The 25,917-nt window shown below is 72.7% G+C and carries 24 protein-coding genes and 1 pseudogene; 6 read left to right on the forward strand and 19 right to left on the reverse strand.

The window, feature by feature from the left end:
- The first annotated feature begins 103 nt into the window (after positions 1-103).
- The 3 genes from ACSUPV_RS18350 (at position 104) to ACSUPV_RS18360 (ending at position 3,052) form a co-directional block, all read left to right on the forward strand.
- The gene (locus ACSUPV_RS18350) at positions 104-1,459 is read left to right on the forward strand and encodes an aspartate aminotransferase family protein (RefSeq protein WP_436947833.1); all 1,356 of its coding nucleotides are present in this window, start codon (positions 104-106) and stop codon (positions 1,457-1,459) included.
- A 118-nt stretch (positions 1,460-1,577) separates the two neighbouring features.
- Positions 1,578-2,279, forward strand: a complete 702-nt coding sequence (locus ACSUPV_RS18355) for a GntR family transcriptional regulator (RefSeq protein WP_037765083.1) — start codon at positions 1,578-1,580, stop codon at positions 2,277-2,279.
- Positions 2,280-2,401: 122 nt separating this feature from the next.
- A complete protein-coding gene (locus tag ACSUPV_RS18360) occupies positions 2,402-3,052 on the forward strand; it encodes a hypothetical protein (RefSeq protein WP_031116037.1) in 651 nt (216 codons plus the stop codon).
- 3 nt (positions 3,053-3,055) lie between these two features.
- On the opposite strand, the gene ACSUPV_RS18365 is transcribed toward ACSUPV_RS18360, so the two are convergent.
- Positions 3,056-3,346, reverse strand: coding sequence for a DUF3303 family protein (locus ACSUPV_RS18365; protein ID WP_031116038.1), 291 nt, complete (start codon positions 3,344-3,346; stop codon positions 3,056-3,058).
- 189 nt (positions 3,347-3,535) lie between these two features.
- Positions 3,536-4,819, reverse strand: a complete 1,284-nt coding sequence (locus tag ACSUPV_RS18370; protein ID WP_359785313.1) for an adenylosuccinate synthase — start codon at positions 4,817-4,819, stop codon at positions 3,536-3,538.
- Positions 4,820-5,005: 186 nt separating this feature from the next.
- Between ACSUPV_RS18370 and ACSUPV_RS18375 the strand changes: the two genes are divergently transcribed.
- A complete protein-coding gene (locus ACSUPV_RS18375; protein WP_031116041.1) occupies positions 5,006-5,872 on the forward strand; it encodes a diacylglycerol kinase family protein in 867 nt (288 codons plus the stop codon).
- Between the two features lie 18 nt (positions 5,873-5,890).
- Here ACSUPV_RS18375 and ACSUPV_RS18380 read toward each other — a convergent pair whose 3' ends face one another.
- Positions 5,891-6,388, reverse strand: a complete 498-nt coding sequence (locus ACSUPV_RS18380) for a GbsR/MarR family transcriptional regulator (RefSeq protein WP_031116042.1) — start codon at positions 6,386-6,388, stop codon at positions 5,891-5,893.
- A 75-nt stretch (positions 6,389-6,463) separates the two neighbouring features.
- Here ACSUPV_RS18380 and ACSUPV_RS18385 point away from each other — a divergent pair, with 75 nt between their 5' ends.
- Together ACSUPV_RS18385 and ACSUPV_RS18390 are read left to right on the forward strand one after the other, a co-directional pair.
- The gene (locus ACSUPV_RS18385) at positions 6,464-7,360 is read left to right on the forward strand and encodes an ABC transporter ATP-binding protein (protein ID WP_436947834.1); all 897 of its coding nucleotides are present in this window, start codon (positions 6,464-6,466) and stop codon (positions 7,358-7,360) included.
- Positions 7,357-8,955 (forward strand): ABC transporter permease, encoded by a 1,599-nt coding sequence (locus ACSUPV_RS18390; RefSeq protein ID WP_382613867.1) that lies wholly within the window; start codon positions 7,357-7,359, stop codon positions 8,953-8,955. Before ACSUPV_RS18385 ends, ACSUPV_RS18390 begins: the two co-directional genes overlap by 4 nt.
- Here ACSUPV_RS18390 and ACSUPV_RS18395 read toward each other — a convergent pair whose 3' ends face one another.
- The 16 genes and pseudogenes from ACSUPV_RS18395 to ACSUPV_RS18470 form a co-directional block, all read right to left on the reverse strand.
- The gene (locus tag ACSUPV_RS18395; protein ID WP_436947835.1) at positions 8,956-9,552 is read right to left on the reverse strand and encodes a Uma2 family endonuclease; all 597 of its coding nucleotides are present in this window, start codon (positions 9,550-9,552) and stop codon (positions 8,956-8,958) included.
- 88 nt (positions 9,553-9,640) lie between these two features.
- Entirely contained in the window at positions 9,641-10,849 is a 1,209-nt protein-coding gene (locus ACSUPV_RS18400; RefSeq protein WP_436947836.1) for a cytochrome P450, read from the reverse strand.
- Positions 10,850-10,964: 115 nt separating this feature from the next.
- Positions 10,965-11,630: a response regulator transcription factor gene (locus tag ACSUPV_RS18405; protein ID WP_359785326.1), complete on the reverse strand. Its 666-nt coding sequence runs from the start codon at positions 11,628-11,630 to the stop codon at positions 10,965-10,967.
- Positions 11,627-12,967: a sensor histidine kinase gene (locus ACSUPV_RS18410; RefSeq protein WP_037765102.1), complete on the reverse strand. Its 1,341-nt coding sequence runs from the start codon at positions 12,965-12,967 to the stop codon at positions 11,627-11,629. Before ACSUPV_RS18410 ends, ACSUPV_RS18405 begins: the two co-directional genes overlap by 4 nt.
- Positions 12,968-13,091: 124 nt before the next feature.
- Positions 13,092-13,775, reverse strand: a complete 684-nt coding sequence (locus ACSUPV_RS18415) for a response regulator (RefSeq protein WP_031116049.1) — start codon at positions 13,773-13,775, stop codon at positions 13,092-13,094.
- Positions 13,772-15,180, reverse strand: a pseudogene (locus ACSUPV_RS18420) (sensor histidine kinase). The gene ACSUPV_RS18415 and the pseudogene ACSUPV_RS18420 overlap by 4 nt, the downstream one beginning before the upstream one ends.
- Positions 15,173-16,381 carry an acyltransferase family protein gene (locus ACSUPV_RS18425; protein ID WP_382613854.1) on the reverse strand — a complete coding sequence of 403 codons (1,209 nt, stop codon included), beginning with the start codon at positions 16,379-16,381 and terminating at the stop codon, positions 15,173-15,175. The pseudogene ACSUPV_RS18420 and the gene ACSUPV_RS18425 overlap by 8 nt, the downstream one beginning before the upstream one ends.
- Entirely contained in the window at positions 16,374-17,357 is a 984-nt protein-coding gene (locus ACSUPV_RS18430) for an alpha/beta hydrolase (protein WP_436947837.1), read from the reverse strand. Before ACSUPV_RS18430 ends, ACSUPV_RS18425 begins: the two co-directional genes overlap by 8 nt.
- A 257-nt stretch (positions 17,358-17,614) precedes the next feature.
- Positions 17,615-18,481 (reverse strand): alpha/beta hydrolase family protein, encoded by an 867-nt coding sequence (locus ACSUPV_RS18435; protein WP_037765112.1) that lies wholly within the window; start codon positions 18,479-18,481, stop codon positions 17,615-17,617.
- Positions 18,482-18,671: 190 nt separating this feature from the next.
- Positions 18,672-19,856 carry a kynureninase gene (gene kynU, locus ACSUPV_RS18440; protein WP_031116055.1) on the reverse strand — a complete coding sequence of 395 codons (1,185 nt, stop codon included), beginning with the start codon at positions 19,854-19,856 and terminating at the stop codon, positions 18,672-18,674.
- Positions 19,849-20,679, reverse strand: coding sequence for a tryptophan 2,3-dioxygenase family protein (locus ACSUPV_RS18445; RefSeq protein WP_031116056.1), 831 nt, complete (start codon positions 20,677-20,679; stop codon positions 19,849-19,851). The genes kynU and ACSUPV_RS18445 overlap by 8 nt, the downstream gene beginning before the upstream one ends.
- 154 nt (positions 20,680-20,833) lie before the next feature.
- Positions 20,834-21,247 (reverse strand): DUF3151 domain-containing protein, encoded by a 414-nt coding sequence (locus ACSUPV_RS18450; protein WP_031116057.1) that lies wholly within the window; start codon positions 21,245-21,247, stop codon positions 20,834-20,836.
- Positions 21,248-21,445: 198 nt separating this feature from the next.
- On the reverse strand, positions 21,446-22,912 hold the full coding sequence (locus ACSUPV_RS18455; protein WP_436947838.1) for an MFS transporter: 1,467 nt from the start codon (positions 22,910-22,912) through the stop codon (positions 21,446-21,448).
- 125 nt (positions 22,913-23,037) lie between these two features.
- The gene (gene fbaA / locus ACSUPV_RS18460; RefSeq protein ID WP_031116060.1) at positions 23,038-24,060 is read right to left on the reverse strand and encodes a class II fructose-bisphosphate aldolase; all 1,023 of its coding nucleotides are present in this window, start codon (positions 24,058-24,060) and stop codon (positions 23,038-23,040) included.
- Between the two features lie 147 nt (positions 24,061-24,207).
- Complete coding sequence (gene pyrE, locus ACSUPV_RS18465) at positions 24,208-24,756, reverse strand: orotate phosphoribosyltransferase (protein ID WP_031116061.1); 549 nt, start codon at positions 24,754-24,756, stop codon at positions 24,208-24,210.
- 10 nt (positions 24,757-24,766) lie between these two features.
- A complete protein-coding gene (locus tag ACSUPV_RS18470; protein ID WP_037765119.1) occupies positions 24,767-25,555 on the reverse strand; it encodes an aldose epimerase in 789 nt (262 codons plus the stop codon).
- Positions 25,556-25,917: the final 362 nt, after the last annotated feature.

The raw sequence follows: 25,917 nt of genomic DNA on the forward strand, positions 1-25,917 counted from the left end.
TCAATCCATTCCGTCCCGCCTGGACAACCTGTCGCGGAATGCCGCCGACGCCAGACAGGCCGCCGATACCACCGCCCTCCCCACGGCACCTACGCTCGCCCGCATGACCCCTCAGCCGAACCCCGAAGCCGGTGCCGCCGTGAAGGCCGCCGACCGTGCCCACGTGTTCCACTCCTGGTCCGCGCAGGAACTGATCGACCCGCTCGCCGTCGCCGGTGCCGAGGGGTCGTACTTCTGGGACTACGACGGCAAGCGCTACCTCGACTTCACCAGCGGTCTCGTCTACACGAACATCGGCTACCAGCACCCCGCGGTCGTCGCCGCGATCCAGGAGCAGGCGGCGCGGATGACGACCTTCGCGCCCGCCTTCGCGATCGAGGCCCGGTCGGAGGCGGCCCGGCTGATCGCCGAGCGGACCCCGGGCGACCTGGACAAGATCTTCTTCACCAACGGCGGCGCCGACGCCGTCGAGCACGCCATCCGGATGGCCCGGCTGCACACGGGCCGCCCGAAGGTGCTCTCGGCGTACCGCTCGTACCACGGCGGCACGCAGCAGGCCGTGAACGTCACCGGCGACCCGCGCCGCTGGGCCTCCGACAGCGGCACGGCCGGGGTGGTGCACTTCTGGGCGCCGTACCTCTACCGCTCCCGCTTCTACGCGGAGACCGAGGAGCAGGAGTGCGCGCGGGCGCTGGAGCACCTGGAGACGACGATCGACTTCGAGGGGCCCTCGACGATCGCGGCGATCATCCTTGAGACCATTCCGGGCACGGCCGGGATCATGGTCCCGCCGCCCGGCTACCTCGCCGGGGTGCGCGAGATCTGCGACAGGCACGGGATCGTCTTCGTCCTGGACGAGGTCATGGCCGGCTTCGGGCGGACCGGCGAGTGGTTCGCGGCGGACCTGTTCGGCGTCACGCCCGACCTGCTGACCTTCGCCAAGGGCGTGAACAGCGGGTATGTGCCGCTGGGCGGGGTGGCGATCTCCGGCGCGATCGCGGAGACCTTCGGCAAGCGGCCGTACCCGGGCGGTCTGACGTACTCCGGGCACCCGCTGGCGTGCGCCGCCGCCGTCGCGACGATCAACGTCATGGCCGAGGAGGGGATCGTCGAGCACGCGGCCCGGCTGGGCGAGACCGTCGTCGGGCCGGAGCTGCGGGCGCTGGCCGAGCGGCATCCGAGCGTGGGCGAGGTGCGCGGCGTCGGCATGTTCTGGGCGCTGGAGCTGGTGCGCTGCCGCGAGACGCGGGAGCCGCTGGTGCCGTACAACGCGGCCGGTGAGGCGAACGCGCCGATGGCCCGCTTCGCCGCCGCCGCGAAGGCCGGCGGGCTGTGGCCGTTCGTGAACATGAACCGGACGCACGTGGTGCCGCCCTGCAACGTCGGCGAGGCGGAGCTGAAGGAGGGCCTGGCCGCCCTGGACGCGGCACTCTCCGTGGCGGACGAGCACACGGAGTAAACACCTGTAAACCCGTCAGTAACAGACATCCTCGCGCCTCATTCGAACGCGTAAGGTGGCGTGCCCGTAGACATGTACGCGCACGCCACCCGAACGCGACGAGGGAGACGCCCTGACCATGCCCGGCAGCACCGGCAACGGCGCCGTCACGCGCAGCACCCTGCGCCAGCAGATCGCCGAAGCGCTTCGCGACGAGGTGCTGGCCGGGCGTCTGCAGCCGGGGCAGGAGTTCACGGTCAAGGAGATCGCCGAGCAGTACGGGGTGTCCGCGACGCCGGTCCGGGAGGCGCTCGTCGACCTGTCCGCGCAGGGCCTGCTCGACGCCGACCAGCACCGCGGCTTCCGGGTCCACGAGTACTCGGTCGAGGACTTCCGCGGCATGATCGAGGCGCGCGGGCTGGTCATCGAGGGGATGTTCCTGGCGCTGACCGCGGGACACCCGGGCGCCGTGCGGCCCGACGATCCCCGGGCCGCCGCCGTCGTCGCCGGGGTCCGCAGGCGCGGCGAGGAGGCGCAGCGCGCCGCCACCGCCGGTGACCTCACCGTCCTCATCGGCTACGACCTGCGCTTCTGGCGCGAGCTCGGCGCCTGCTTCGGCAATCCCTACCTCGCCGACTTCCTGCACCGGCTGCGCGTCCAGACCTGGGTGTGCGCGGTGCAGCACCTGCGCCGGCTCACCGACCTGCGCGGCGAGCTGTGGGCCGGCCACACGGAACTGGTCGACGCCCTGATCGCCCGCGACAACGACACGGCCCGGTCGATCATCGCCGGCTACAACGCCCACTCGCTGGCCCTGATCGAGCGCCTCGCCTCCGGATGACCTGCGTCGCCCGGGCCCGTCTGGGTATGGGACATGCACGGCGGGAGCCGTGAGCGTGCCGCACCGATACCCTTCCCTGACCACCGTGCTACCCGACCACCGCGCTGAGCGAGGAGCCTTCTTTGGCCTGTGACCTGTGGCTGGTACCGCTCGTCGACGTGTTGTGCCACACGCCGGACAACCCGTTCGCCGAGGAACTCGCGCAATACAACAAGGTGCTCGCCGAGGCCGGGCTCCCACCGGTGCCGGTGTACCAGTACATGCCGGGCCTGTCGGGCGACGTCGCCCCGGTCGCGGGCTTCGACTACGACGCCCTGCACTTCCTGCGCCGCGCCTACCTGCTCCAGGTGTGCGGCCTGCCGGTGACGCCGGTGGACGAACTGGGCGGGGACTACGAGCAGTTGCTGGAGATGTTCGAGTCGACGGCCCAGCAGTCGCACCTGGTCTGGCACTACGACCACGCGGGCGCCTACGTCCCGGTCGACTTCCCGAGCCCGCTCGCCGACGACGAACTCCTCGCGGGCGGCGGTCCGCTGGGCTCCTCGCACGCCCTGCTGCGGGAGTTGGAGCTGGTCGCCCCGGCCATCGGCATCGACCCGGCCAACCCGCCGGCGGCCCCCCAGCCGCCGCTCGTGCCCACGGAGCTGGAGGAACCCGCCGTCCCCGCTCCGTACGACCCCAGTCCGTTCGCCCGCGAACGCCACGTCTGGCTCGGCCTGCACGCGGCCGTGACCCGGAGCCTGGCCCAGGGGTCGATGATCGTCTTCAGCTGAAGGTCAGGCCAGCTGGGACAGGCCCTTCTGGAGGTCGTCGCCGTTCATGATCGGGAAGACCTCGACGTCGGCGTTGAGGTCGTTGAAGAACGGTTCGAGCAGGGGCGGGAGCTGGGCGCTCTCCTGCATGTCGAAGACCATGAAACACGTCCTGCGGCCCCCGCAGGGCCCGTAGTAGGCCGCCTCCGGCTTCAGCTTCTCCAGGGCCTCCTGCATGATCTGCGGCATCTTGCCGCCCCGGATGGCGTCGTTGCCCTTGTCGGTGTCCAGCGTCGCCTTGAGCATCACGCGCATAGCACTCACTTCTTCCGTCTCGGGGTGGTGGTGGCTGGGATGGTGGTGGCTGCTGTTGCGTATCGCAGGCTCAGACTATGTCCCGATATGACGGTCATGCCCCTTGAGTGCTCCATCGGGAGCAGACAGCACAACGCCCCGGCGACCGCGGGGGTCGCCGGGGCGTGGCGCGCGCGCCGTCCGGTGCGGCTACAGGAACGAGTTGACCTCGATCGTCTCGTCCCGGCCCGGGCCCACGCCGATCGCGGAGATCGGGGCGCCGGACATCTCCTCCAGCGCCTTCACGTACGCCTGGGCGTTCTTCGGCAGGTCGGCGAAGGTCTTCGCCTTGGAGATGTCCTCGCTCCAGCCCGGCAGCATCTCGTAGACCGGCTTGGCGTGGTGGAAGTCCGTCTGGGAGTAGGGGAGCTCCTCGACGCGCTTGCCGTCGATCTCGTACGCCACGCAGACCGGGATCTGCTCCCAGCCGGTGAGGACGTCGAGCTTGGTGAGGAAGAAGTCGGTCAGGCCGTTCACGCGGGTCGCGTAGCGGGCGATGACCGCGTCGAACCAGCCGCAGCGGCGGTCACGGCCGGTGGTGACGCCGCGCTCGCCGCCGATGCGGCGCAGCGCCTCGCCGTCCTCGTCGAAGAGCTCCGTCGGGAACGGGCCCGCGCCGACGCGGGTGGTGTAGGCCTTGAGGATGCCGATGACCCGGCTGATCTTCGTCGGGCCCACGCCCGCGCCCGTGCAGGCGCCGCCCGCGGTCGGGTTGGACGAGGTGACGAAGGGGTACGTGCCGTGGTCGATGTCGAGCAGGGTGCCCTGGCCGCCCTCGAACAGGACGACCTTGTCCTCCTCCAGCGCCTGGTTGAGGACCAGGACGGTGTCGGCGACGTACGGCGCGAGCTTGTCGGCGTAGCCCAGCAGCTCCTCGACCACCTGGTCCACGGCGATGGCGCGCCGGTTGTAGAGCTTGGTGAGGATCTGGTTCTTGACGTCGAGGGCCGCCTCGACCTTCTGCGTGAGGATCGACTCGTCGTAGAGGTCCTGCACGCGGATGCCGACGCGGTTGATCTTGTCGGCGTAGGTCGGGCCGATGCCGCGCCCGGTCGTGCCGATCTTCCGCTTGCCGAGGAAGCGCTCGGTCACCTTGTCCACCGTCACGTTGTACGGCGTGATGATGTGCGCGTTTCCGCTGATGAGGAGCTTGGACGTGTCGACACCACGCTCGTTCAGACCGCTCAGCTCGGAGAGCAGGACCGACGGGTCGACGACGACGCCGTTACCGATGACCGGCGTGCAGCCGGGGGACAGGATTCCGGAAGGGAGGAGGTGGAGGGCGTACTTCTGGTCGCCCACGACCACCGTGTGGCCGGCGTTGTTGCCGCCCTGGTAGCGCACTACATAGTCCACCGAACCACCGAGCAGGTCGGTGGCCTTTCCCTTGCCTTCGTCACCCCACTGAGCACCGAGCAGCACAAGTGCGGGCACGCGCGTACACCCCTTCCGGGCGGGGCATGTCCATGGTCGAGGGCGAACGCGGAGCGTCTGCAGCCGCGTGCACCGCGACCGCCGTTGGCCGCCAACCGTCGGACCGGATGCCCCGGAATAGACGAAGCCCCTGGCGCAATAGCGCAAGGGGCTCTTGCACAAAGATGCTACCCGAGGAAGCGAGGCATGGCCGAGGTGGCGACTTCCGCGACGTCCGAGCAGCTGCTGGTGGTCATCGACCCGGTCGCCCGTCGGTCGGACGGCGAGTCCGTACGGATCGCGAAAGACGTGCTCGGAGCGGGTGCCGCGGTGAAGCTGTGCCTGCCGGAGGGGCCGGAGGAGTTCGCCCGGGCATTGCGCCGACGGGGCTCGCGGCGCCCGGTGGTGGTGGGCGACGACCGGGCGCTGATCCGCGCGGTGTCGCTGCTGCACCGGCACCGGGAGCTGGCCGGATGCGCGCTGTCGGTGGTGCCGGTCGGGGGCGCGCTGTCCCTGGCCCGGTCGCTGGGCGTGCCGACGGGGACGGTGCAGGCGGCGCGGGCCGTGCTGGACGGGGTCGAGCGGCGGATGGACCTGCTCGTCGACGACAGCGACGGGGTGGTGCTCGGCGCGCTGCGGATACCGCCGGTGACGGCCACCGCGCAGCAGCCGGACTCCGAGACGACGTCCCCGGGCCGTCCCTGGCTGCGGACCTGCCAGTCCCTGGTGCGCACCCTGGTCCCGGCCGGCCGCCCGTCCCGGCCCGCCTCCGCGCCGGAGCCCGGCCCCTCCCGGCTGCGGGTCGAGGTCGACGGCGAGACCCTCGTCGATCTGAACCAGCCGGTGGAGGCGGTGTCGGTGTCGCCGGGGGCCGCCGGCGTGGCCTCGGTGGAGGTCCGTCCGGTGTCCGTGGGCGCCGAGGCGTCGCCGCTGCTCGCACAGGGCCGGACGGTGACGGTGTCGGGCGCGCACTTCCGCTACCGGGCGGACGCGCTGGTGTCGGGGCCGGTGCGCACACGTACCTGGGTGGTGCGCGAGGGAGCCTGGGGGCTGACCGTGCCGGCGGCGGGGTGAGCCGGTCCGCGGCCGGGGTCAGCCCGGGCCGAAGGTCTTCTTGCGGTGCTCGCGCCAGCGTTCCATCAGGGCGGCCACCTCGCCCTCCAGGAACTCGAAGAACGCGAGCGTCTCGGCCATGCGACGGCCGGCCGGGGTGTCGGCGCCGAGGCTGGTGACGCCTTCGCGCAGGGCGCTCTCCCACCGCTTCAGGACGGCTTCGCGGTTGGTCAGCGCCTCGTACCACTGGTCGCCGTGCACCCGGTAGCGCTCCCGGCGCGAGCCGGGCTCCCGCTCGCGCGAGACCATGTGCGTCTGGGCCAGGTAGCGCACCGCCCCGGACACGGCCGCCGGGCTGATGCGCAACTGCTCGCCCAGTTCGGCGGAGGTCATCGAGCCCTCGTCGGAGGAGAGCAGCGCGGCGAAGACCCGGGCGGGCATCCGGGGCATCCCGGCCTCGACGAGGTGCGCCGCGAAGGACTCGACGAACCTCGACACCGCCTGCGCGTCCCGGCCGGTCCCGGCTGATTCCGTCATGCGGCTCATCCTATCCGGCAATTTATACGCTTCCTTAACTTCACAATTTTCTGAAGGAAGCGTAGCTTCTGAAGCATGACGAAGGCCATCACCGTCTCCGGACTGCACAAGTCCTTCGGACGGACGCACGCACTCGACGGGCTCGACCTGGAGGTCGCCTCCGGCGAGGTCCACGGCTTCCTCGGCCCCAACGGCGCGGGGAAGTCCACCACCATCCGCGTCCTGCTCGGCCTGCTGCGCGCCGACTCGGGCGCCGCACAGGTGCTCGGCCGCGAGCCGTGGACGGACGCGGTGGAGGTGCACCGCCGCATCGCGTACGTCCCCGGGGACGTGACGCTGTGGCGCAACCTCTCCGGCGGCGAGGTCATCGACCTCTACGGCCGGCTGCGCGGAGGCCTGGACGCCCGGCGCCGGGCGGAACTGATCGAGCGCTTCGAACTCGACCCCACCAAGAAGGGCCGCACCTACTCCAAGGGCAACCGGCAGAAGGTCGCCCTGGTCGCCGCGTTCGCCTCGGACGTCGACCTGCTGATCCTGGACGAGCCCACCTCGGGTCTCGACCCGCTGATGGAGGAGGTCTTCCAGCGGTGCGTGGCGGAGGAGCGCGACCGGGGCCGCACGGTCCTGCTCTCCTCCCACATCCTCAGCGAGGTCGAGGAGCTGTGCGACCGGGTGAGCATCATCCGCAAGGGCCGCACCGTCGAGAGCGGATCCCTCGCCGACCTGCGCCATCTCACCCGCACCAGCGTCGTCGCCGAACTCGCGGGCCCGCCGGACGGACTGGCGGACCTGCCCGGTGTTCACGACCTCGACGTGCGGGGGCGCCGCGTCCGGCTCCAGGTCGACACCGACCGGCTGGACGGCGTCCTGCGGTCGCTGACCGAGTCGGGCGTGCGGTCCCTGACGTCGACGCCGCCGACACTGGAGGAACTCTTCCTGCGGCACTACCAGGACGAGGTGGCAGCCCGATGACGACCCTCGCGGTGCGGCCCGGCAGCTCACGCCAACTCGCCGGGACGGGCACGCTGCTGCGGTTCGCGCTGCGCCGCGACCGGCTGATGATCCCGGTGTGGATCGCGGTGAACGCGCTCATGGTGCTCTCCATGCCGGGCACCCTGGAGGGCCTGTACGGCACCCCGGCCGAGCGGGCCGACCTGGTCCGGCAGGTGGGGACCAACTCCTCGCTGCGGGCGATGGTCGGCCCGGTCTTCGGCGACTCGCTGGGTGCCCTGACGGCCTGGCGGGCGGGCGTCTACGCGGGCGCCCTGGCCGCCGTGACGAGCCTGCTGGTCGTCGTGCGGCACACCCGGGACGAGGAGGAGAGCGGCCGTCAGGAGCTGGTGGCGTCCGGGATGGTGGGCCGCCGGGCCTCCCTGACGGCGGCCCTGCTGGCGGCGGTGGTCGCGAACGCGGCACTGGCGCTGCTGCTCACGGCCGGGCTGGCCGGGCAGGGCACGACCGGTGCGCTGGCGCTCGGGCTCGGCATCGCCGGCGTCGGCCTGGTCTTCGCGACCATGGCGGCGGTCGTCGCGCAGCTGACGGAGAGCGCGCGGCTGGCCCGCGGTCTGACGGCGGCGGTGCTGGGCGCCGCGTTCGTGCTGCGCGCGGCGGGCGACTCGGGCACGCGGGACGGCTCGTCGGTGCTGACGTGGCTGTCGCCGCTGGGCTGGCTGGAGAACCTGCGGCCGTACGCGGACGAACGCTGGTGGGTGCTGGGGCTGCTGGGGTCGGCGGTGCTGGTCCAGGGAGCGGTGGCGTACGCGCTCGCCGGGCGCCGGGACATCGGCATGAGCTTCCTGCCGACGCGGCCCGGCCCGGCGACCGGCCGGCTGGGCAGCGCGGGCGCCCTGGCCTGGCGGTTGCAGCGGGGCAGCGTGCTCGGCTGGAGCATCGGCTTCTTCCTGGCCGGGGTCGTCTACGGCGGCATGACCGAGGGCGCGGCCGAACTGGTCGGCGACAACGACAACGCCCGGCGGATCTTCGAGCGGATGGGCGGCCAGGCGGGCCTGACGGACGCGTTCCTGGCGTCGATGATCGGCATGCTCGGCCTGGTCGCGGCGCTGTACATCGTGGCGTCCGTGCTGCGGCTGCACGGCGAGGAGACCTCGGGCCGGGCGGAGCCGGTCCTCGCCAACGCCGTCGGACGGCTGCGGTGGGCCGCCGGGCATCTGGCGGTCGCCTTCGGCGGCTCCGCGCTCCTCATGCTGCTGGCCGGTCTGGGCTTCGCCGTCGGCTACGGCGAGAAGACCGGCCCGATCCTGGGAGCGTGCCTGGTGCAGCTCCCGGCGGTATGGGTGATCGGCGGGGTGGCGGTACTGCTGCACGGCGTACTGCCCCGGGGAGCCGCGGCGGCGTGGGTCGTCGCCGGGGCGGCCCTGCTGATCGGCTGGGTCGGTCCCGCCCTGGACGTGCCGCAGGCGGTACTGGACCTCTCCCCCTTCGGCCATCTGCCGAAGCTGCCCGGGGGAACCATGGCGTGGGGGCCGGTGGGCGTGCTGACCGGGTCGGCGGTGGCACTGGTGGCCGCGGGGCTCGCCGGGCTGCGGCGGCGGGACATCGCGGCGTGATCAGTCGGCGTACTGCTTGAGCTCCTCGGTGTCGAGTGTGATGCCGAGGGGCTCGGGGAGCGAGAGTTTCGCGCCGAAGGACTTCCTGATCGTGCTGCGGTACCCCTCGCCGGGTTCCGGATCGCTGTACAGCGTGATCGAGCAGTCGTCCCGATCGATCAGCAGGTAGTGGGGGATGCCCGCCTCTGCGTACCCCAGGGGTTTCTCCTCGCGGTCCCGCCGGTGTGTGTCGGCGTCGTAGGAGGTGACCTCGACCGTCATCACAACGCCCTTGGTGTCAGCCCAGTCCCCTGCCCCCGCGAATGTCCCCCGAGGCGCGAGCACGGCGTCCGGAAGAGCTCGGCCCTTGCGGTACTTCTCGATCCGCAGGCCCAGCTCACCACCCCCGTAGAGCCACAGCCCGGTGCCCCCCATCAGGAAACACTCCTGCAGCCACCTGATGACCTCACTGTGGTTGCCGTCCGTCATGCCCTTGACTCCGAGCCGTCCGTTGATGAACTCCAACCTGACGGCGTCGAACCTCTTGGCCACGAGTGCGGCGAGCTCCTCGAACTCCTCCACTGACATCTGAGCCGTGTGCTGCGCCATAACCGTCATGGTGCCCTCCTTTACAGGCGCAGACCAACTTGCCGAGCACTCTGTGAGCAACCGGACGGATCACGTACATGATCATCCGAGCGGGTGATCAGCCCACCACCACGCTGAGCCCCTCCAACCCCCTGATCACGAAGTTCGGCTTCCGCTCCGGCTCGGCGGCCAGGCGCAGGGTCGGTGCCTTCTCCAGCAACGCCCCCATCGACGCCGCCAGTTCGATACGGGCCAGGGGTGCGCCGATGCAGTAGTGGATGCCGGCGCTGAAGGAGATGTGGGGATTGTCGGCGCGGGTCAGGTCCAGCGCGGAGGGGTCCGCGAACACCGTCGGGTCGTGGTTGGCGGAGCCGAAGAGCATGGCGATCTCCGCGCCGCGCGGGATCGTCGTGCCGGCGATCTCGATCTCGTCCAGGACCCAGCGCTCGAAGAGCTGCAGCGGAGTGTCGTAGCGCATCAGCTCCTCGATCGCGGAGGGGATCAGGGAGTGGTCGGCGCGCAGCAGCTCCAACTGGGACGGGTTGCGGAACAGGGCGTACCAGCCGTTGACCGTGGCGTTCACCGTCGCCTCGTGGCCGGCGTTCAGCAGCAGGACGCAGGTGGAGATCATCTCCTGCTCGGTGAGGCGGTCGCCCTCGTCGTGGGCGGCGATCAGGCCCGAGACGAGGTCCTCGCCCGGCTCCTTGCGACGGGCCGCGATCAGCTCGCGCAGGTAGTCGGAGAACTCGACCGACGCCCGGACCGCCTTCGCCGCCGTCTCCTCGGACGGGTTCAGCTCGTACATCCCGCAGATGTCCGCCGACCACGGGCGCAGCGGGGCCCGGTCGGACTCCGGGATGCCGAGCATCTCGGCGATCACCGCGACGGGCAGGGGCTCCGCCACGTCCTTCAGCAGGTCGCCGCCGCCCGCCTCGACCAGGGCCGCGGCCAGCTCGTCCGCCAGGCCCCGCACGTACGGCTTCAGCCGCTCCACCGTGCGCGGTGTGAACGCCTTCGACACCAGGCGGCGGATCCGGGTGTGGTCCGGCGGCTCCAGGTCGAGCATCCCGTGGTCGTTGAGCGTGTGGAACGGCTCGTGCTCCGGCGGGGGCGCGCTACGGCCGAACTCCTCGTGCGTGAAGCGGTGCTGGTACGTCCGGCCCAGACGCCGGTCGCGCAGCAGCGCCGAGACGTCCGCGTGGTGCGGGACGAGCCACTGGTTCGTGGGCTCGAACCAGTGCACGCGGCCCCGGGCACGCAGCTCGGCGTAGGCAGGGTACGGGTCGGCGAGGAACGCCGGGTCCCACGGGTCGAATACGGCAGCCATGCCGGGACGCTAGCCCCACATCCCCCTCACTGACCAGGGGCGTTCCTTCACATGGTCGACTCGGCCCGGCGAAACGAAGATCGTTGAGCTGGGGCTGGTGCCGCCCGGCCCCCGGCTAGCCGGGGGTCACCAGCCGCGCCTCGTAGGCGAACACCGCCGCCTGCGTGCGGTCCCTGAGGCCCAGCTTCACCAGGATCCGGCTGACGTGCGTCTTGATCGTCGACTCGGCGACCACCAGCCGCTCGGCGATCTCCGCGTTCGACAGGCCCTGCGCGATGAGGACCAGCACCTCCGTCTCCCGCTCGGTGAGATCGCCGTAGGCCGCCTGCGCGGAGGGCATCAGGCGCGGCTTCTCGGAGAGCTTGGAGAACTCGGTGATCAGGCGTCTGGTCACCGAGGGCGCCAGCAGCGCCTCCCCGGACGCCACGACCCGCACCCCGTCCGCGAGCTGGCGGGCCGAGGCGTCCTTGAGGAGGAACCCGGAGGCTCCCGCGCGCAGCGCCTGGTACACGTACTCGTCGAGGTCGAACGTGGTCAGCACCAGCACCCTCGCCGCGCCGTCGGCGGCGACGATCTCGCGGGTCGCCTCGATGCCGTTCAGCTCGGGCATGCGGATGTCCATGAGCACGACGTCCGGGGCGAACTCGCGGACCTTGGCGACGGCCTCCCGGCCGTTCACCGCCTCGCCGACGACCTCGATGTCCGGCATCGCGTTCAGCAGGACCGAGAAGCCCTCTCGCACCATCATCTGGTCGTCCGCGATCAGGACCCGGATCGTCATGCGTCATCCTCGTCCGGCAGGGCGACCGGCAGGAACACCGTCACCTCGTAGCCTCCGTCGTCCGTGCGGCCCGCCGTCATCTCGCCGTTGAGCATCGACACGCGCTCCCGCATGCCGGTGATGCCGTGCCCGGCGCCGGGCGAGGGCTTGATCAGGCTCGGGTTCGGCGGCGGGCCGTTGACTATGCGCAGGCCCAGACCGCCGAGAACGTACCCGATCTCCACCCGGGCGGTCGCGCCCGGGGCGTGCCGCAGGCTGTTGCTCAGCGCCTCCTGCACGATCCGGTACGCCGACAGCTCCACGCCCTGCGGCAGCTCCCGCACCGCCCCGGTCACCGCCTTCTCCACGCTCAGCCCGGCCTCCCGCACGTTGGCCAGCAGCGCGTCCAGGTCGGCGAGGGTGGGCTGCGGGGCGTCCGGGGCCTCGTAGTCCTCGGCGCGGACCACGCCCAGGACGCGGCGCAGCTCGGTCAGCGCCGCCACCGCGTTCTCCCGGATCGTGGCGAAGGCCTTCTCCAGCTCCGGCGGCGGGTTCTCCACCCGGTAGGGCGCGGCCTCCGCCTGGATGGCGACGACCGACATGTGGTGGGCGACCACGTCGTGCAGCTCGCGGGCGATCGTGGTGCGCTCCTCCAGCAGGGTGCGCCGGGACCGCTCGTGGGCGGTGACCGTCTGCTGGGCGGTGACCTCCTGGACCGCTTCCCGGCGGATGTGCCAGACGGTGACGCAGAGCAGGATCATGGCCGAGAGGACCAGCATGGGGCCGGAGTTGGTGCCGTAGAGGTAGGTCGGGCCGATACCGCTGTCCGCAGCGAGCGCGTACAGCGCCGTGAGCACCCACATCCACCCGGCCGTGCGCGGCCTGGTGCGCATGGCCACGACCGTCAGCACGGTCAGGTGGCAGGCGAAACTGCCGGCCGCCCACGGCCACTCGCCCCAGTTGCTGCCGAGCATGGCGGCCAGCGGGGTGGACACCATGGACGCCCAGAACGCCGCGACCGGCCGGATCATGGTCAGCAGGACCGGGATCACCGTCAACGGAACGATCAGGAGCACCGCGTCGTCGGCGTCGACACCGGAGATGAGCAGGGTGATCAGGGCCGCCACGGCTATCAGGGCGTGCGGCGTCCAGGTCGCGTACTCCCGCAGCCGGGCGGGCAGCCGCCGGATGATCCGCCCGTCCACGCTCCGGCGCGGCAGCGGCCGGTAGGCGAACGCGTCGTGGAAGAGGTCCTGCCGCAGCCCGCGCAGGGAATCCACGGCCACCCGGTACTCCGGGCTGCGCGGCTTCATCCCGTCCCCCGGCGGCGTGGTCTGGATGTGAGTCGTCTCGGTCACGTACAGAACGGTAGGCGTACCCCCGGGTCGCGGTCGTCCCCAGTGAGAGGGGTTCCCCGGCGTCCCTCTCAGGTACTACGGGGTCCAGAGCAGTCAGCACCCGTCAGTACACCGACAGCACCCATCAGTACCCCGACGGCCGCACCAGTCCCGACTCGTAGGCGAACACCGCCGCCTGCGTCCGGTCCCTGAGGCCCAGCTTCACCAGGATCCGGCCCACGTGCGTCTTCACCGTCTGCTCCGCCACGAACAGGTGCCGGGCGATCTCCGCGTTGGACAGGCCCTGCGCGATCAGGGCGAGCACCTCCGTCTCCCGCTCGGTGAGGTCGCCGACGCGCTCCTTCAGCGGGGCGCGGGGTCTGCCGTCCAGCCGGGAGAACTCGGCGATCAGCTTGCGCGTGATGACCGGGGCTAGCAGGGCGTCCCCCGCCGCCACCACCCGGACCGCCTCGGCGAGCTGCTCCGACGAGGCGTCCTTCAGCAGGAATCCGGAGGCGCCGGCGCGCAGCGCGTCGTACACGTACTCGTCGAGGTCGAAGGTGGTCAGCACCAGCACCCGGATGTCCGGGTGCGCGGCCGTGATGCGCTCGGTGGCCTCGATGCCGCCGACGCCGGGCATGCGGATGTCCATGAGGACGACGTCCGGAGCGGTGGCGGCGGCCTTGGCGACGGCCTCCTCGCCGTCCCGGGCCTCGCCGACGACCTCTATGTCGGGCTGGGTGCCGAGCAGCACGGTGAAGCCCTGCCGGACCATGCCCTGGTCGTCGACGATGAGGACCCGGATGGGGTCGCCGGTGCCGCTCGTCATGGGGTCCTTCCCTCGCGGTCGGTGGTGCGGTCGGTGATGCCGTCGGTGACGCGGTCGGTGGTCGGGCCGGTGCCCGGGGCGTCGGCGGGCGGGGTGTCCGGCAGGAAGGCCGTGACCTTGAAGCCGTCCCAGTGCCACGGATGGGCCGTCATGGTGCCGCCGAGCATCGCCACGCGCTCCCGCATGCCGAGCAGCCCGTGCCCCGCCCCGGTCGACGGCGGCGGGGGCGCGGTCGGGCGGCCGTTGACGATCTCCACCTCCAGGCCGTCGGGCTCATAGGTGAGCCGGACGGTGATCCGCGCGCCGGGCGCGTGCCGCAGGGCGTTGCTGAGCGCCTCCTGCACGATCCGGTACACCGACAGCTCAACCCCCGGCGGCAGGGGACGCCGCTCGCCGTTGATCTCGGTGAGGACCTCACGGCCGGCGGCCCGGGTGTTCTCCACCAGCGCGTCGAGCCGGTCGAGGGTGGGCTGCGGGGTGTGCGCGCCGGTCGTGTCGCCCGGGTCGGCGGACTCCCCCGGCTCCGGATGCTCCGAGCGCAGCACGCCCAGCACCCGGCGCAGCTCGGTCAGCGCCTCCAGCGCGTTCTGCCGGATGCCGGCGAGGTTCTCCTTCAGCTCGTCCGGCGGGTTCTCGACGAGGTGCGGGGCGACCTGCGCCTGGATGGAGATGACCGACATGTGGTGGGCCACCACGTCATGCAGCTCCCGGGCGATGCGGCTGCGCTCCTCCAGCAGGGTGCGCGGGTGCGTTCCTCCGCGGTGAGCGTGGTCTGTTCGACGAGTTCCGCGCGGGCCTCGCGGCGGCCGCGCAGGGCGGTGCCGACGATCACCACGACGGTGGACAGGGAGAGCGCGAGCACACCGGTGGTGTCGTAGCGCTCCGCGCCCCGCAGCCCCTCCAGGGTGTAGGTGAGCAGCGCGGTCACGGCCAGGGCCGCGATCGCCGCCCGGGTGGGCACCCGCAGCGCGAGCAGCAGCAGCACGAACAGCTCGGCTATGAGGCCCGCCGCGGTCCAGGGCCAGGTGTAGGTATCCGGGTCGAAGCCGAGCCGGCCGCGCACGGCCACGGCACCCACGACGAAGGCGCCCAGGGACAGCCACCACGCCGGGACCGGCCGCCACAGCCCCAGGATCATGGCACCGCCCTGCCCGCACGCGACCAGGAAGGCCAGGCTGGGGCTCAGGTGGCCGTTGTCGCTCATGTCGCCCGTGCCGCCGACCGTGACGCCGAACGCGGCCAGGCACACCAGGCCGTGCGGCAGCCAGCGCAGCCAGGTGGAGGGCGGCAGCGGGTCCGGTCTGAGGGTCCACAGGTCCGCGCGCAGGACCCGCAGCCAGCCCATGACGCGCGCCCGCAGCACGCGCCCCACCCCCCTGTCCGTCACGCGGCCCAGCCTAGACATGCCGCGCCTCCGCCGCCGTCCCGCGGCCGGACGGGCGGTGGGCCCGCACCACCCGCGATCCCCGGCCCCGGCCGCCGCCCCGCTCGATGGAGCGGAACGCGGCCCAGCACACGGCGAGGGCCAGGGCGAACACCGGCAGCCACAGCAGCCGGGCCCCGACCCAGCCGAGGCCGTCGGGCCGGGTGTGCAGGCCGGGGAGCCGGCCCGCGAGGAGACCGGTGGCCGTGGTGGCCATCAGGGCCGTCTGGTGCCAGAGGAACACGGTCATCGCCGAGAGGTTCACGAGCGCCACCGCCGCCCAGGCGACGGGCCCGCGCATCACCCGGCGCAGTCGCTCACGCAGCAGCAGGGCGAGACCGCACTGGGCCAGGCCGAAGCAGACGACCGTCAGCGTCGGCGGGTCCAGGTTGGACATGCCCTCGCCCGGGACGCCGACCATCGACGCCGGGTAGCCCGCCCACGCCACCAGCGCCGCCGTCGCCGCCGCCCCGCCGGTGAGCAGCACCCAGCCCGCGCGGCGGCGCTCCAGCTCGCCCCGGGTCCAGGCCGCGCCGAGCGTGAAGGGCACCAGCCAGCCCGCCGCGACGTTCACCCAGCCCAGCCAGGAGGGACCGCCGAATCCGAAGCGCAGCAGGTCCACGTGGAGGACGACGGCCAGCGGCCAGAGCGGGTTGAGCCGGGCCAGCAGCGGGGTCGCCGCCGTCAGGGCCGCGAACACCACGAGGAACCACAGCGGGGACAGGGCCAGTTTCACCAGGGTCCGGACCGTCCCGAACTCGGCGCCCGACAGCAGCAGCGCCGACGCGGCGACCGTCCACAGCCCGAGGACGGCCAGGACCGGCCTGAACAGGCGGGTCAGACGGCCCGTCAGCCAGTGGTGGTAGGGAACGCCCCGGGCGCGGGCCGAGGCGTACCCCCGGGTGGCGACGTGGCCGCCGACCAGGAAGAACACGGCGAGTGTCTGGAACAGCCAGGAGATGGGCGCCAGCCAGGGCATGTGCTGCAGCGGGCTCGCGGTGCGCAGGGCGCGGCCGTCGGCGACCAGGGCCGTCACCAGCCAGTGCCCGAGGACGACGCCGAGGACCGCGGCGGCGCGCAGGACGTCGACGGCCCGGTCGCGGTCGGCCGGGGTGGCCGCGCCGATCCGGTCGGCCTCCCGTCGCAGGGCGCGGGGGACACCGCGCACACCGAGGTCAGTCATGGGTCACCGCCTTGGTCTGGCCCAGGACGATCCGCGTCAGATTGCTCAGGGACGTCGAACCGGGCTTGAAGTAGTCGCTGTGGCCGCCGTCGCCGGCCGCGAAGACCCGGGCGCCGAAGGCCCGGGAGACGGGGTCGGTGCCGAAGCCGACCGTGGTGCCGAACAGGCCGGCGCTGACGTGCGGGACGTGCGCCACCCAGTCGTCGGCGCCGCGGGCCGCCCAGACGCGGGCGCGGGTGTGCAGGGCGGCGGCGGAGTCGGCGCCGGTGCCGGGGCTGCCGACGAGCGCGATGTCGTCGACGGCGAGTCCGGCGGCGGCCCGTCCGCAGACGACCGAGCCGTAGGAGTGGCACAGCAGCGAGACCCGCGGTCCACCGCCCGCCACGGCCCGCAGGTCGGCCACGAGCGCGCGCAGCCGCGGGGCGGCCTGCTCCGCCCTGCCGGTCGTCGTGACCGTCGCGCTGACCGTGGCCGGGGTCTCGTAGCCCAGCCAGGCCACGACCGCGGTGCGTGTGCCCGCCGGGGCCTGCCGGACGAGCTGCCCGTACAGGGCGGAGGCGGCGGCGTGGAACCGCTCGTAGGTGTCGAGGCTCGTGTCGGAGCCGGGGACCAGGACGGCGATGCGGTCGGCCCGGGCGAGGTCGCCGAGGACTTCGGTCACCCGGCCGGAGCCGCGGCCGTCGAATTGGAGGAGGTGCCGGGCCGGGGCGGCCAGGGAACGGTCCGTCGCGGCCCGGTCCCGGTCGTCGTGGGCCGCGGCCGTGCGGGCCGCCTCGGCGGCGTTCGCGCGGTTGGCCGCGTACGCCTCGGCGAGCGTCGACGCGCTGAGAGGGGCCAGGGACGCCGGGGTCGGCGCGGGGATCTCCGGCCGCACGGCCCCGGAGAGAGGGAACACCACCGCGCCTGTGACGAGGGCGGCGAGCACGGCCCGTCGCCACCGCCCGGCCCGCCGGCGGAGTCCCGATGCGAACCCCATGGTCGTCCCCCCTCCACCGCACCCGGCCATCGGGTCCGTGTGGAAGGGAAGTTACGGAGCGGGCCGCCTCGTCCGCGTCCCACCGCGGAGCTCACCTCGGGACTGGCTCTCAGGTACTACGGGTATCACCGGGGAGGGACCCCACGGGGTCGTCGCGACGGCCCCGCGGTCGCACGGGAACGGCGACTCACCAGGCCCCCCGATCTCCACCGCAACGGCGACTCACCAGGCCCCCCGATCTCCACCGCAACGGCGGCTCACCAGGCCAGTTGCGCGATCTCCTCCGCCACCACGGCGCACGCGTCCGCCGCCGGGTCGACGAGCGGGAAGTGCCCCACGTCCTCCAGCAGCGTCACCCCCACCATCTCCCCGGACTTCGCCGCCGCGTCCGCGTACGACTCGGCGACCGCCTGCGGCACAACGAGGTCCGCGCGGCCCTGGACGAGGGTGGTGGCGATGCCGGTGGGCAGCAGCAGCGCCGGGTCCGCGTACGGCTGCCGCTCGGCGAAGTGCTCGTCACCGCCGAGGAGTTGGCGTACGGCACCCCCGCACACGTCCAGCTTGTCGGCGACGGCGAGGTCCGCGATCGGGGCGAGGGCGACGACGCCGCGCAGGGCCGCCGGGCCGCCGGCCCGCCAGGGCGAGTCGGCCGGCAGGACGTGCCGGGCCGCGCCCCACAGCGCGAGGTGCCCGCCCGCCGAGTGGCCGGTGAGGACCGTCCGGCGCGGGTCGGCCTGCGGCAGCAGTTCCCGGACGAGCGCCGGGAGGGCGTCGAGCGCGGCGGCGACGTCGTCGAAGGTGTCGGGCCAGCGGCCCGCCACGGAGTCGTCGCCGCCACCGCGCCGGTACTCGGCGCTGGCCACGGCGAACCCGCGGCGGGCGAGGAAGTCCGCGAAGGGGCTGAGGTGGCGCCGGTCGTACGGCGCCCGCCAGGCACCGCCGTGCAGCACGAGGACGACCGGGGCGGGGCCGCCCGGGCCGCCTTCCCCGCGCGGGGCGTAGAAGTCGATCACCTGGTCGGGATGGTCACCGTAGGCCGCGGTCGCGTCCGGGTCGACGGGCGCGTGCGAGAACACCGACTTCTCTTCCGCGGCGGCCCGTGCCGCTGCGACGTCGTCCGTCATGCTCCAACCTCTCAGCGATCGAACGTAGATGGCGGACCAGGTGGGGATCCGGCCGTTGGCCGGGACGGTATCAGGCGGGTGACGTGGGCGGACACGGGGATGTCACGCTGGGTGAAGAGCGAACGGCGAAGGCCGGACAGCCCCCGCGGCGGCAAGGGCCCTCCGGCAGGGGCCGTCCGGTGCGGGAACGTCAGGCCAGTGTCCGGGCCAGCACCCGGGCCGCCCGCTCCACGTCGGCGAACCCGACGTACAGCGGCGTGAACCCGAAGCGCAGCACGTCCGGCGCCCGGAAGTCGCCGACCACCCCCTGCTCGATCAGCCGTTTCATCACCTCACCGGCATCGGCGCAGCGCAACGCGATCTGGCTGCCCCGCTCCTCGTGCGCCACCGGCGTCACGCACTCGACCCGTCCCTCGGGCACGTACTCCGCGACGCACTCCAGGAAGAAGTCCGTCAGCGCGAGGGACTTGGCCCGCACGGCCGCCACCGACACCCCGTCCCACACCTCAAGGGCCGCCTCCAGGGCGAGCATGGAGAGGATGTCGGGCGTACCGACCCGGCCGCGCAGGGCACCGGAGGCCGGCTCGTAGTCGGTCCGCATCCCGAACGGCTCGGCGTGGGAGTTCCAGCCGGGCAGCGGCGAGTCGAACCGGTCCTGCAGCTCCCGCCGCACATACAGGTAGGCCGGTGAACCGGGCCCGCCGTTCAGGAACTTGTAGGTGCAGCCGACCGCGAGGTCCACCCCGTGCTCGTCGAGCCCGACCGGCAGCGCGCCCGCGCTGTGGCACAGGTCCCACACGACGTACGCCCCGGCCCGGTGCACGGCGGCCGTCAGCGCCGGCAGGTCGTGCAGCCGGCCGGTGCGGTAGTCGACGTGGTTGAGGAGGACGGCGGCGGTGCGGTCGCCCAGCGCGGCCGGGACGTCCGCCGGTGCCACGGGCCGCAGCGTGCAGCCGGTCAGCCGCGCGGCGGACTCCGCGATGTACCCGTCGGTGGGGAAGGTCGTGGCGTCGACGACGATCTCGTCGCGGCCCTGCCCGGCGAGCCGCACCGCTCCCACCAGCGCCTTGAAGACATTGACACTCGTCGAGTCGCCCACCACGACCTGCCCGGGCGCCGCCCCGATCAGCGGCGCGATCCGGTCACCGATCCGCTCGGGCGCCGTCCACCAGCCGCTCTCCTCCCAGGACCGGATGCGCAGCTCGCCCCACTGGCGGCGTACGACGTCCTCGACCCGCCCGGGCACGACGGCCGGCAGCGCGCCGAGCGAGTTGCCGTCGAGGTAGATGACGTCGTCGAGGACGAACTCGTCGCGCTTGCCGCGCAGTTCGTCGGCGGCGTCCAGCTTCTCCGCCCGCATCGCCTGCTCAGACATAGGACCGCGCCGTCCACAGCTCGGGGAACACGTTCTTCTGCGCGCGCTTCTCCAGCCATGCCACCCCGGCGGAACCGCCCGTGCCGGCCTTGGCGCCCATCGCGCGGCGCGTGGCGACGAGGTGGTCGTTACGCCAGCGCCACACCAGCTCGGCGACATCGCTCAGCGCCTCGCCGAGGCGGGCCAGCTCGTCGCTCTCGTCACCGGAGTAGACGGCCGCCCAGGCCGCCTCCACCTCCGGCGACGGCTCGTAGCGCCGGGACACGTCGCGCCGCAGCACGGTCTCCGGGATGTCGTACCCGCGCCGCGCGAGCAGCCGTACGACCTCGTCGTACAGGCTCGGCTCGTGCAGCGCCTTCTCCAGCTCGGCGTGCACACGCGGCGCGCCCCGGTGCGGGACGAGCATCGACGCGGACTTCTCACCGAGCAGGAACTCCAGGCGCCGGTACATCGCCGACTGGAAGCCCGAGCCCTCGCCGAGGGCGCTGCGGTACGAGTTGAACTGGGCCGGGGTGAGCTGGGCCAGCGGCCTCCAGGAGGCGTTCAGCGCCTCCAGCTCGCGCACGGACCTCTTCAGCGCGGCTGTGGCGGTGGGTACGTCGTCGCCCCGGAGCGCGCGGGCCGCCGTCTCCCACTCGTGGACGATGACGGTGAACCACAGCTCCATCACCTGGGTGGTCACCAGGAAGACCATCTCTCCGGGGTCGTCGGAGAGGGTGTGCTGGAGGTGGGTGAGCACGTCCGCCTTGACGTAGTCCTCGTACGGCGTGGTGCCCTGGAAATCGAGATGCGGGGTCTCGGGCTCGTGAGCCTCGTGGGACATCGCTGTCTCCTGCAGATAACTCCGGGTAGCGGTCCGCCCCTGCCGATGCCGGCACGGGGGCCCCGGTCCCCACCGGCATACTCCGCAATCGTCCCCCGAAACCGCAAGGCCCGCCCGCTCGGGACGGGCGAGCCTCACACACTCGGGCCGCCGGTCAGCCCAGGACCTGCGCCGCCGTCGGCGAGGAGTCCTTCAGGAACTGGGAGCAGCGCTCGTACTCCTCCTGCTCGCCGATCGCCTGCGCGGCGCGGGCGAGGGCGTGCAGGGCACGCAGGAAGCCGCGGTTCGGCTCGTGCTCCCACGGCACCGGGCCGTGGCCCTTCCAGCCGTTGCGGCGCAGCGCGTCCAGGCCGCGGTGGTAGCCCGTACGGGCGTACGCGTACGACTCCACGGCCGCGCCCCGCTCGAACGCCTCGTCGGCGAGCTGCGCCCAGGCGAGCGAGGAGGTGGGGTGCGCGGCGGCGACCTCGACGGGCGATGCGCCCGACGCGAGCATCTCGCGCGGCCCGGGATCATCGGGCAGATGGGTCGGGGGCGGACCCCCGAGAAGATTCTCGTGAATGGACATGCCCCAAGTCTGCGCCATACGACAGACCAGCGGACACCCAACTCAGCTGCGGGCCATCGTGCCGCTGGGGCGGCACGGGTGGGCGGTGAGGGTCCCCCCTGCTCGAGCGAAGCCGAGAGCTTGGGGAGGCACCCCGCTCCGCCTGGCTGCGGACCCACCCGGCCTCAGCACCAACGCCGAGCACCAGCACAACCGGGCCTACGGCAACCGCTTCCGCACCGACTCCCCCTCCAACGGCGGCGCCGCCACACCCCCATGCCGCAGACACTCCGGCCGCTTGCACCCGGCCGGAGGCCTCCGCACCACCGCGACAGCCACCAACGCCCCCACCACCAACGCCCCCGCACACCACCCCATGGCCTTCCCGAACGCCGCGTCGAAGGCCCCCGGCGTCCGATAGGCCTCCTCCCCCATCCCCGCCAGCAACGGCAACGCCGCCACCGCCACCAGCCCCGCCGCCCGGGCCGCCGCGTTGTTGATCCCGCTGGCCAGCCCGGCCCGGGCCACGTCCACGGACCCCAGCACGGTCGCCGTCAGCGGCGCCACCAGCGTCACCATGCCCAGCCCGAGCACCACCAGCGCCGGCAGCACGTCGGCCGGGTAGGACGCCCCCGGCCCGACCCGCAGCATCAGCAGCATCCCCGCCGCGCACAGCAGCGGTCCCACCGTCAGCGGCACCCGGGGCCCGATCCGGTCGGCCAGCTCCCCCGACCGCGCGGACAGCAGCAGCATCAGCACGGTCGTGGGCAGCAGGGCCGTACCGGCCGCGAGGGCCGAGTAGCCCACGACCACCTGCAACTGGAGCGCGGCGAGGAAGAAGAACCCGCCGAGCGCCGCGTACACGCACAGCGTCACGAGGTTGACGGCCGTGAACTGCCGGGACGCGAAGATGTCCGGCGGCATCATCGGCTCGGCCCGCCGCCGCTCGACGACCACGAACGCGACGGCCGCGGCCACCCCGGCCACCGCCGAGACCGCCGCCACGGCACCACCCTCCCCGGCCTCGATCAGCGCGTACGTCACCAGCGCGAGCGCCACCGCCCCCAGCACCGCACCGAGCACGTCGAACCGCCCGTGGGCCCGCTGGTCCCCCGACTCGGGGACGTGCCGCAGGGCGACCGGCACGCACAGCAGCGCCAGCGGCACGTTCAGCAGGAACACCCACCGCCAGCCCGGCCCGTCCACCAGCCAGCCCCCGACGAACGGCCCGACCGCCGCCCCGATGCCGCCGAAGCCGGACCACAGGCCGACGGCCCGCCCCCGGTCGTCGGGATGGAAGGACGCCTGGATCAGCGCCAGCGACCCGGGCGTCAGCAGCGCACCGCCCACCCCTTGCAGGGCGCGCGCGGCGATCAACACCTGCTCGTTCGGTGCGATCCCGCACAGCAGGGACGCCACCGCGAACCACACCACCCCGACGACGAAGACCTTCCGCCGCCCGAACCGGTCCCCGAGCGCCCCTCCCAGCAGGATCAGCCCGGCCAGCGTGACCATGTACGCGTTGACGGTCCACTGCAGGGCGGCCATGTCCGCGTCGAGGTCGCGGCCGATGCGCGGGAGGGCGACGTTGACGACGGTCGAGTCCAGCAGCGCCATGCTGGAGCCGAGGACGGTGGTGAGCAGGATCCACCTGCCCTGTGGTGAGGCCAGCCGTACGTCGGGCATGCAGGGAGCATACGGAAGAGCCCGGCACCTGGGCAGGTGCCGGGCTCGACGCGAATGAACCGGGTGGAACCGGATGGAACCAGCCGGAATCGACTGGAGCCGGCTGGAACCGGGACGGACAGGACTTACTTGATCTTCGTGCCGGTCGAGCGCAGGTTGCCGCAGGCCTCGACGACGCGGGCGGCCATGGAGGCCTCGGCCAGCTTGCCCCAGGTGCGCGGGTCGTAGGTCTTCTTGTTGCCGACCTCGCCGTCGACCTTCAGGACACCGTCGTAGTTGCGGAACATGTGGTCCGCGACCGGGCGCGTGAAGGCGTACTGCGTGTCCGTGTCGATGTTCATCTTCACGACGCCGTTCTCCAGCGCGGTGCGGATCTCCTCCTCCGTGGAGCCGGAGCCGCCGTGGAAGACGAAGTCGAACGGCGAGGCCTTGCCGAACTTGGCGGCGACGCCCTCGTTCAGCTCCTTCAGCAGCTCGGGGCGGAGGACGACGTTGCCCGGCTTGTACACGCCGTGCACGTTGCCGAAGGACGCGGCGAGCAGGTAGCGGCCCTTCTCGCCCAGGCCGAGGGCCTCGGCGGTGCGGATCGCGTCGTCGACCGTGGTGTAGAGGGAGTCGTTGATCTCGTGGGAGACGCCGTCCTCCTCGCCACCGGTCGGGGTGATCTCCACCTCGAGGATGATCTTCGCGGCGCGGGCCTGCTCCAGCAGCTCCTGCGCGATCTCCAGGTTGTCGGCGAGGGTCTCGGCGGAGCCGTCCCACATGTGGGACTGGAACAGCGGGGCCAGACCGGCGTCGACGCGCTTCTTGGACAGGGCCAGCAGCGGACGTACGTACCCGTCGAGCTTGTCCTTCGGGCAGTGGTCCGTGTGCAGCGCGATGTTCACCGGGTACTTCTCGGCGACGATGTGCGCGAACTCGGCCAGGGCGACCGCGCCGGTGACCATGTCCTTGTTGTACTGACCGCCCAGGAACTCGGCGCCACCCGTGGAGATCTGGACGATGCCGTCGCTCTCCGCCTCAGCGAAACCGCGCAGGGCCGCGTGCAGGGTCTGGGTGGAGGTCACGTTGATGGCCGGGTAGGCGAACTTCCCTGCCTTCGCCCGGTCCAGCATCTCGTTGTAGACCTCGGGAGTTGCGATGGGCATGCGTCCGCTCCTTGTATCTGCGGGTTGACGTACTGCTTTGTCTACGGCCCTGACCTAGACCTTGGGGTGCGACGTCATCGTCGGCCCCATCTTTCCAGACTTGGCCGGAAGGTCCAGGCCACCGTCCACGCCCTGGTCAGTCCCCGGTCAGTCGAGGCCCAGCTCGTCCTTGGAGAAGGCGAACAGGTACGGCACCCCGGCGCCCTCCTGGATCTTCTCGGCGGCGCCGGTCGCCCGGTCGACGATGGTCGCGACGGCGACGACCTCGGCCCCGGCCTCGCGCACGGCCTCGACGGCGGTGAGCGGGGATCCGCCGGTGGTGGAGGTGTCCTCGACGACCAGCACGCGGCGGCCGGCGATGTCCGGGCCCTCGACGCGCCGCTGCAGCCCGTGCGCCTTGGCGGCCTTCCGCACGACGAACGCGTCCAGGTGCTTCCCGCGGGCGGCGGCCGCGTGCAGCATCGCGGCGGCGACCGGGTCGGCGCCCATGGTGAGGCCGCCGACGGCGTCGAAGTCCAGGTCGGCGGTCAGGTCCAGCAGCACCTGCCCGACGAGCGGGGCGGCCTCCCCGTCGAGGGTGATGCGGCGGAGGTCGACGTAGTAGTCGGCCTCCAGACCCGACGACAGGGTCACCTTGCCGTGCACCACGGCCTTGTCCTTGATCTGCTGCAGCAGCGCGCCGCGTGTGTCCGTCATGCCGCCCAGCTTAGAGGCGGCGCCAGCTCCAGGTGGTGGTGGCCTCCAGCGGCTCCAGGGGCGTGACCAGGCGCGGCAGGGTGTTGAGCCCGTTGGGCGGGCCGGTCTGCGGCTCCACGCACACGGCCTCCCGCTGCTCGTCGTAGACGACCACCCACTCCTCGCGGCTGGTCACCTTCAGCTCCAGCTGCCCGGGCCAGGTGAGGGTCACGTCGACGCCGCCGGGCATGCCGAAGCAGTCGTCCCAGGGGCCGGGCTTCGGGTCGACGCGGTTGCCGGTGGGCAGGTGGTCGTCGCCGCGCTCCTCCTGCCAGGCGGGGGCGAAGTCGAGGGTGACGTCCTCGCCGCCGAGGTTCCGGTTGAACCAGGGGTGCCAGCCGATCTGCGCCGGGAAGGACGACTCGTACGTCTCCACGGACATGGTCAGCGTCAGCGTGTCCTCGGTGAGGGCGACGATCTGGGTGACGCGGCCCGGGTGGGGCCAGGGTGCGGTGAGCTCGTGGGTGAGGACGGCCTCGGCCGTGCTCGTGCGGGCGGTGCGCCAGGCGCTGTCGCGGGCGGTGCCGTGGATGGCGTGCGGCGGGGCGTTGAGGGGCATCTGCCGTACGACGCCGCCGTCCAGGAACCGCCCGTCCCGGATCCGCCCGCACCACGGCACCATCGGGAAGCAGCCGAACCGCTCGCCCTGCCGCAGCAGTTCGACGCCGCCGATCCGCAGCCCTCCGACCCGGCCGCCGTTGCCCGGTTGCACGGTCGCCTCCGCGTCGCCCGCGGTCAGCGTGATGTCTTCGTCACTCACGGGACGACCCTACTGGGGTGATCAAGAGGGCCTCGGCGGTCGGGCCGCTTCGGCGACGGTACGGCGTGCTGCTGCGGCGGCGGTACGGCGTGCTACGGCAGCGCCGGCGCAGGCCCTCAGCGGCGCGGGCGGGCCCCTGGCGGCACCCGCGCAGGCCTCTCGGCGGCGTCCCGCACAGGCCCCTCGCGGCGTCCTGGTCCGCGCATGTCCCTCGGCGCGGCGTCCGTGGGCGGCCTTCAGCGGCGCCTGTGCAGGCTCCCCGGCGGGGCGCCTGTGCAGGCTCCCCGGCGCGGCGTCCGTAGGCGGCCTTCAGCGGCGTCCGCCAGGCCCCTCGCGGCCTCCAGGTCCGCGCACGCCCCCGG

The sequence above is a fragment of the Streptomyces sp. SudanB52_2052 genome (assembly GCF_964272415.1).
GTDB classification, from domain to species: domain Bacteria; phylum Actinomycetota; class Actinomycetes; order Streptomycetales; family Streptomycetaceae; genus Streptomyces; species Streptomyces olindensis.

Excerpts from the sequence above, each read along its gene's own strand:
- kynU (WP_031116055.1), bottom strand. The coding sequence starts at position 19,856 with ATGTCTGAGCAGGCGATGCGGGCGGAGAAGCTGGACGCCGCCGACGAA.
- ACSUPV_RS18405 (WP_359785326.1), bottom strand. The coding sequence starts at position 11,630 with ATGACGATCCGGGTCCTGATCGCGGACGACCAGATGATGGTGCGAGAG.
- ACSUPV_RS18400 (WP_436947836.1), bottom strand. The coding sequence starts at position 10,849 with ATGGCTGCCGTATTCGACCCGTGGGACCCGGCGTTCCTCGCCGACCCG.
- ACSUPV_RS18430 (WP_436947837.1), bottom strand. The coding sequence starts at position 17,357 with ATGGGGTTCGCATCGGGACTCCGCCGGCGGGCCGGGCGGTGGCGACGG.
- ACSUPV_RS18450 (WP_031116057.1), bottom strand. The coding sequence starts at position 21,247 with ATGTCCATTCACGAGAATCTTCTCGGGGGTCCGCCCCCGACCCATCTG.
- ACSUPV_RS18375 (WP_031116041.1), top strand. The coding sequence starts at position 5,006 with ATGGCCGAGGTGGCGACTTCCGCGACGTCCGAGCAGCTGCTGGTGGTC.
- ACSUPV_RS18395 (WP_436947835.1), bottom strand. The coding sequence starts at position 9,552 with ATGACGGTTATGGCGCAGCACACGGCTCAGATGTCAGTGGAGGAGTTC.
- ACSUPV_RS18415 (WP_031116049.1), bottom strand. The coding sequence starts at position 13,775 with ATGACGAGCGGCACCGGCGACCCCATCCGGGTCCTCATCGTCGACGAC.
- ACSUPV_RS18455 (WP_436947838.1), bottom strand. The coding sequence starts at position 22,912 with ATGCCCGACGTACGGCTGGCCTCACCACAGGGCAGGTGGATCCTGCTC.
- ACSUPV_RS18425 (WP_382613854.1), bottom strand. The coding sequence starts at position 16,381 with ATGACTGACCTCGGTGTGCGCGGTGTCCCCCGCGCCCTGCGACGGGAG.
- ACSUPV_RS18380 (WP_031116042.1), bottom strand. The coding sequence starts at position 6,388 with ATGACGGAATCAGCCGGGACCGGCCGGGACGCGCAGGCGGTGTCGAGG.
- ACSUPV_RS18365 (WP_031116038.1), bottom strand. The coding sequence starts at position 3,346 with ATGCGCGTGATGCTCAAGGCGACGCTGGACACCGACAAGGGCAACGAC.
- fbaA (WP_031116060.1), bottom strand. The coding sequence starts at position 24,060 with ATGCCCATCGCAACTCCCGAGGTCTACAACGAGATGCTGGACCGGGCG.
- ACSUPV_RS18385 (WP_436947834.1), top strand. The coding sequence starts at position 6,464 with ATGACGAAGGCCATCACCGTCTCCGGACTGCACAAGTCCTTCGGACGG.
- ACSUPV_RS18355 (WP_037765083.1), top strand. The coding sequence starts at position 1,578 with ATGCCCGGCAGCACCGGCAACGGCGCCGTCACGCGCAGCACCCTGCGC.
- ACSUPV_RS18350 (WP_436947833.1), top strand. The coding sequence starts at position 104 with ATGACCCCTCAGCCGAACCCCGAAGCCGGTGCCGCCGTGAAGGCCGCC.
- ACSUPV_RS18390 (WP_382613867.1), top strand. The coding sequence starts at position 7,357 with ATGACGACCCTCGCGGTGCGGCCCGGCAGCTCACGCCAACTCGCCGGG.
- pyrE (WP_031116061.1), bottom strand. The coding sequence starts at position 24,756 with ATGACGGACACACGCGGCGCGCTGCTGCAGCAGATCAAGGACAAGGCC.
- ACSUPV_RS18445 (WP_031116056.1), bottom strand. The coding sequence starts at position 20,679 with ATGTCCCACGAGGCTCACGAGCCCGAGACCCCGCATCTCGATTTCCAG.
- ACSUPV_RS18435 (WP_037765112.1), bottom strand. The coding sequence starts at position 18,481 with ATGACGGACGACGTCGCAGCGGCACGGGCCGCCGCGGAAGAGAAGTCG.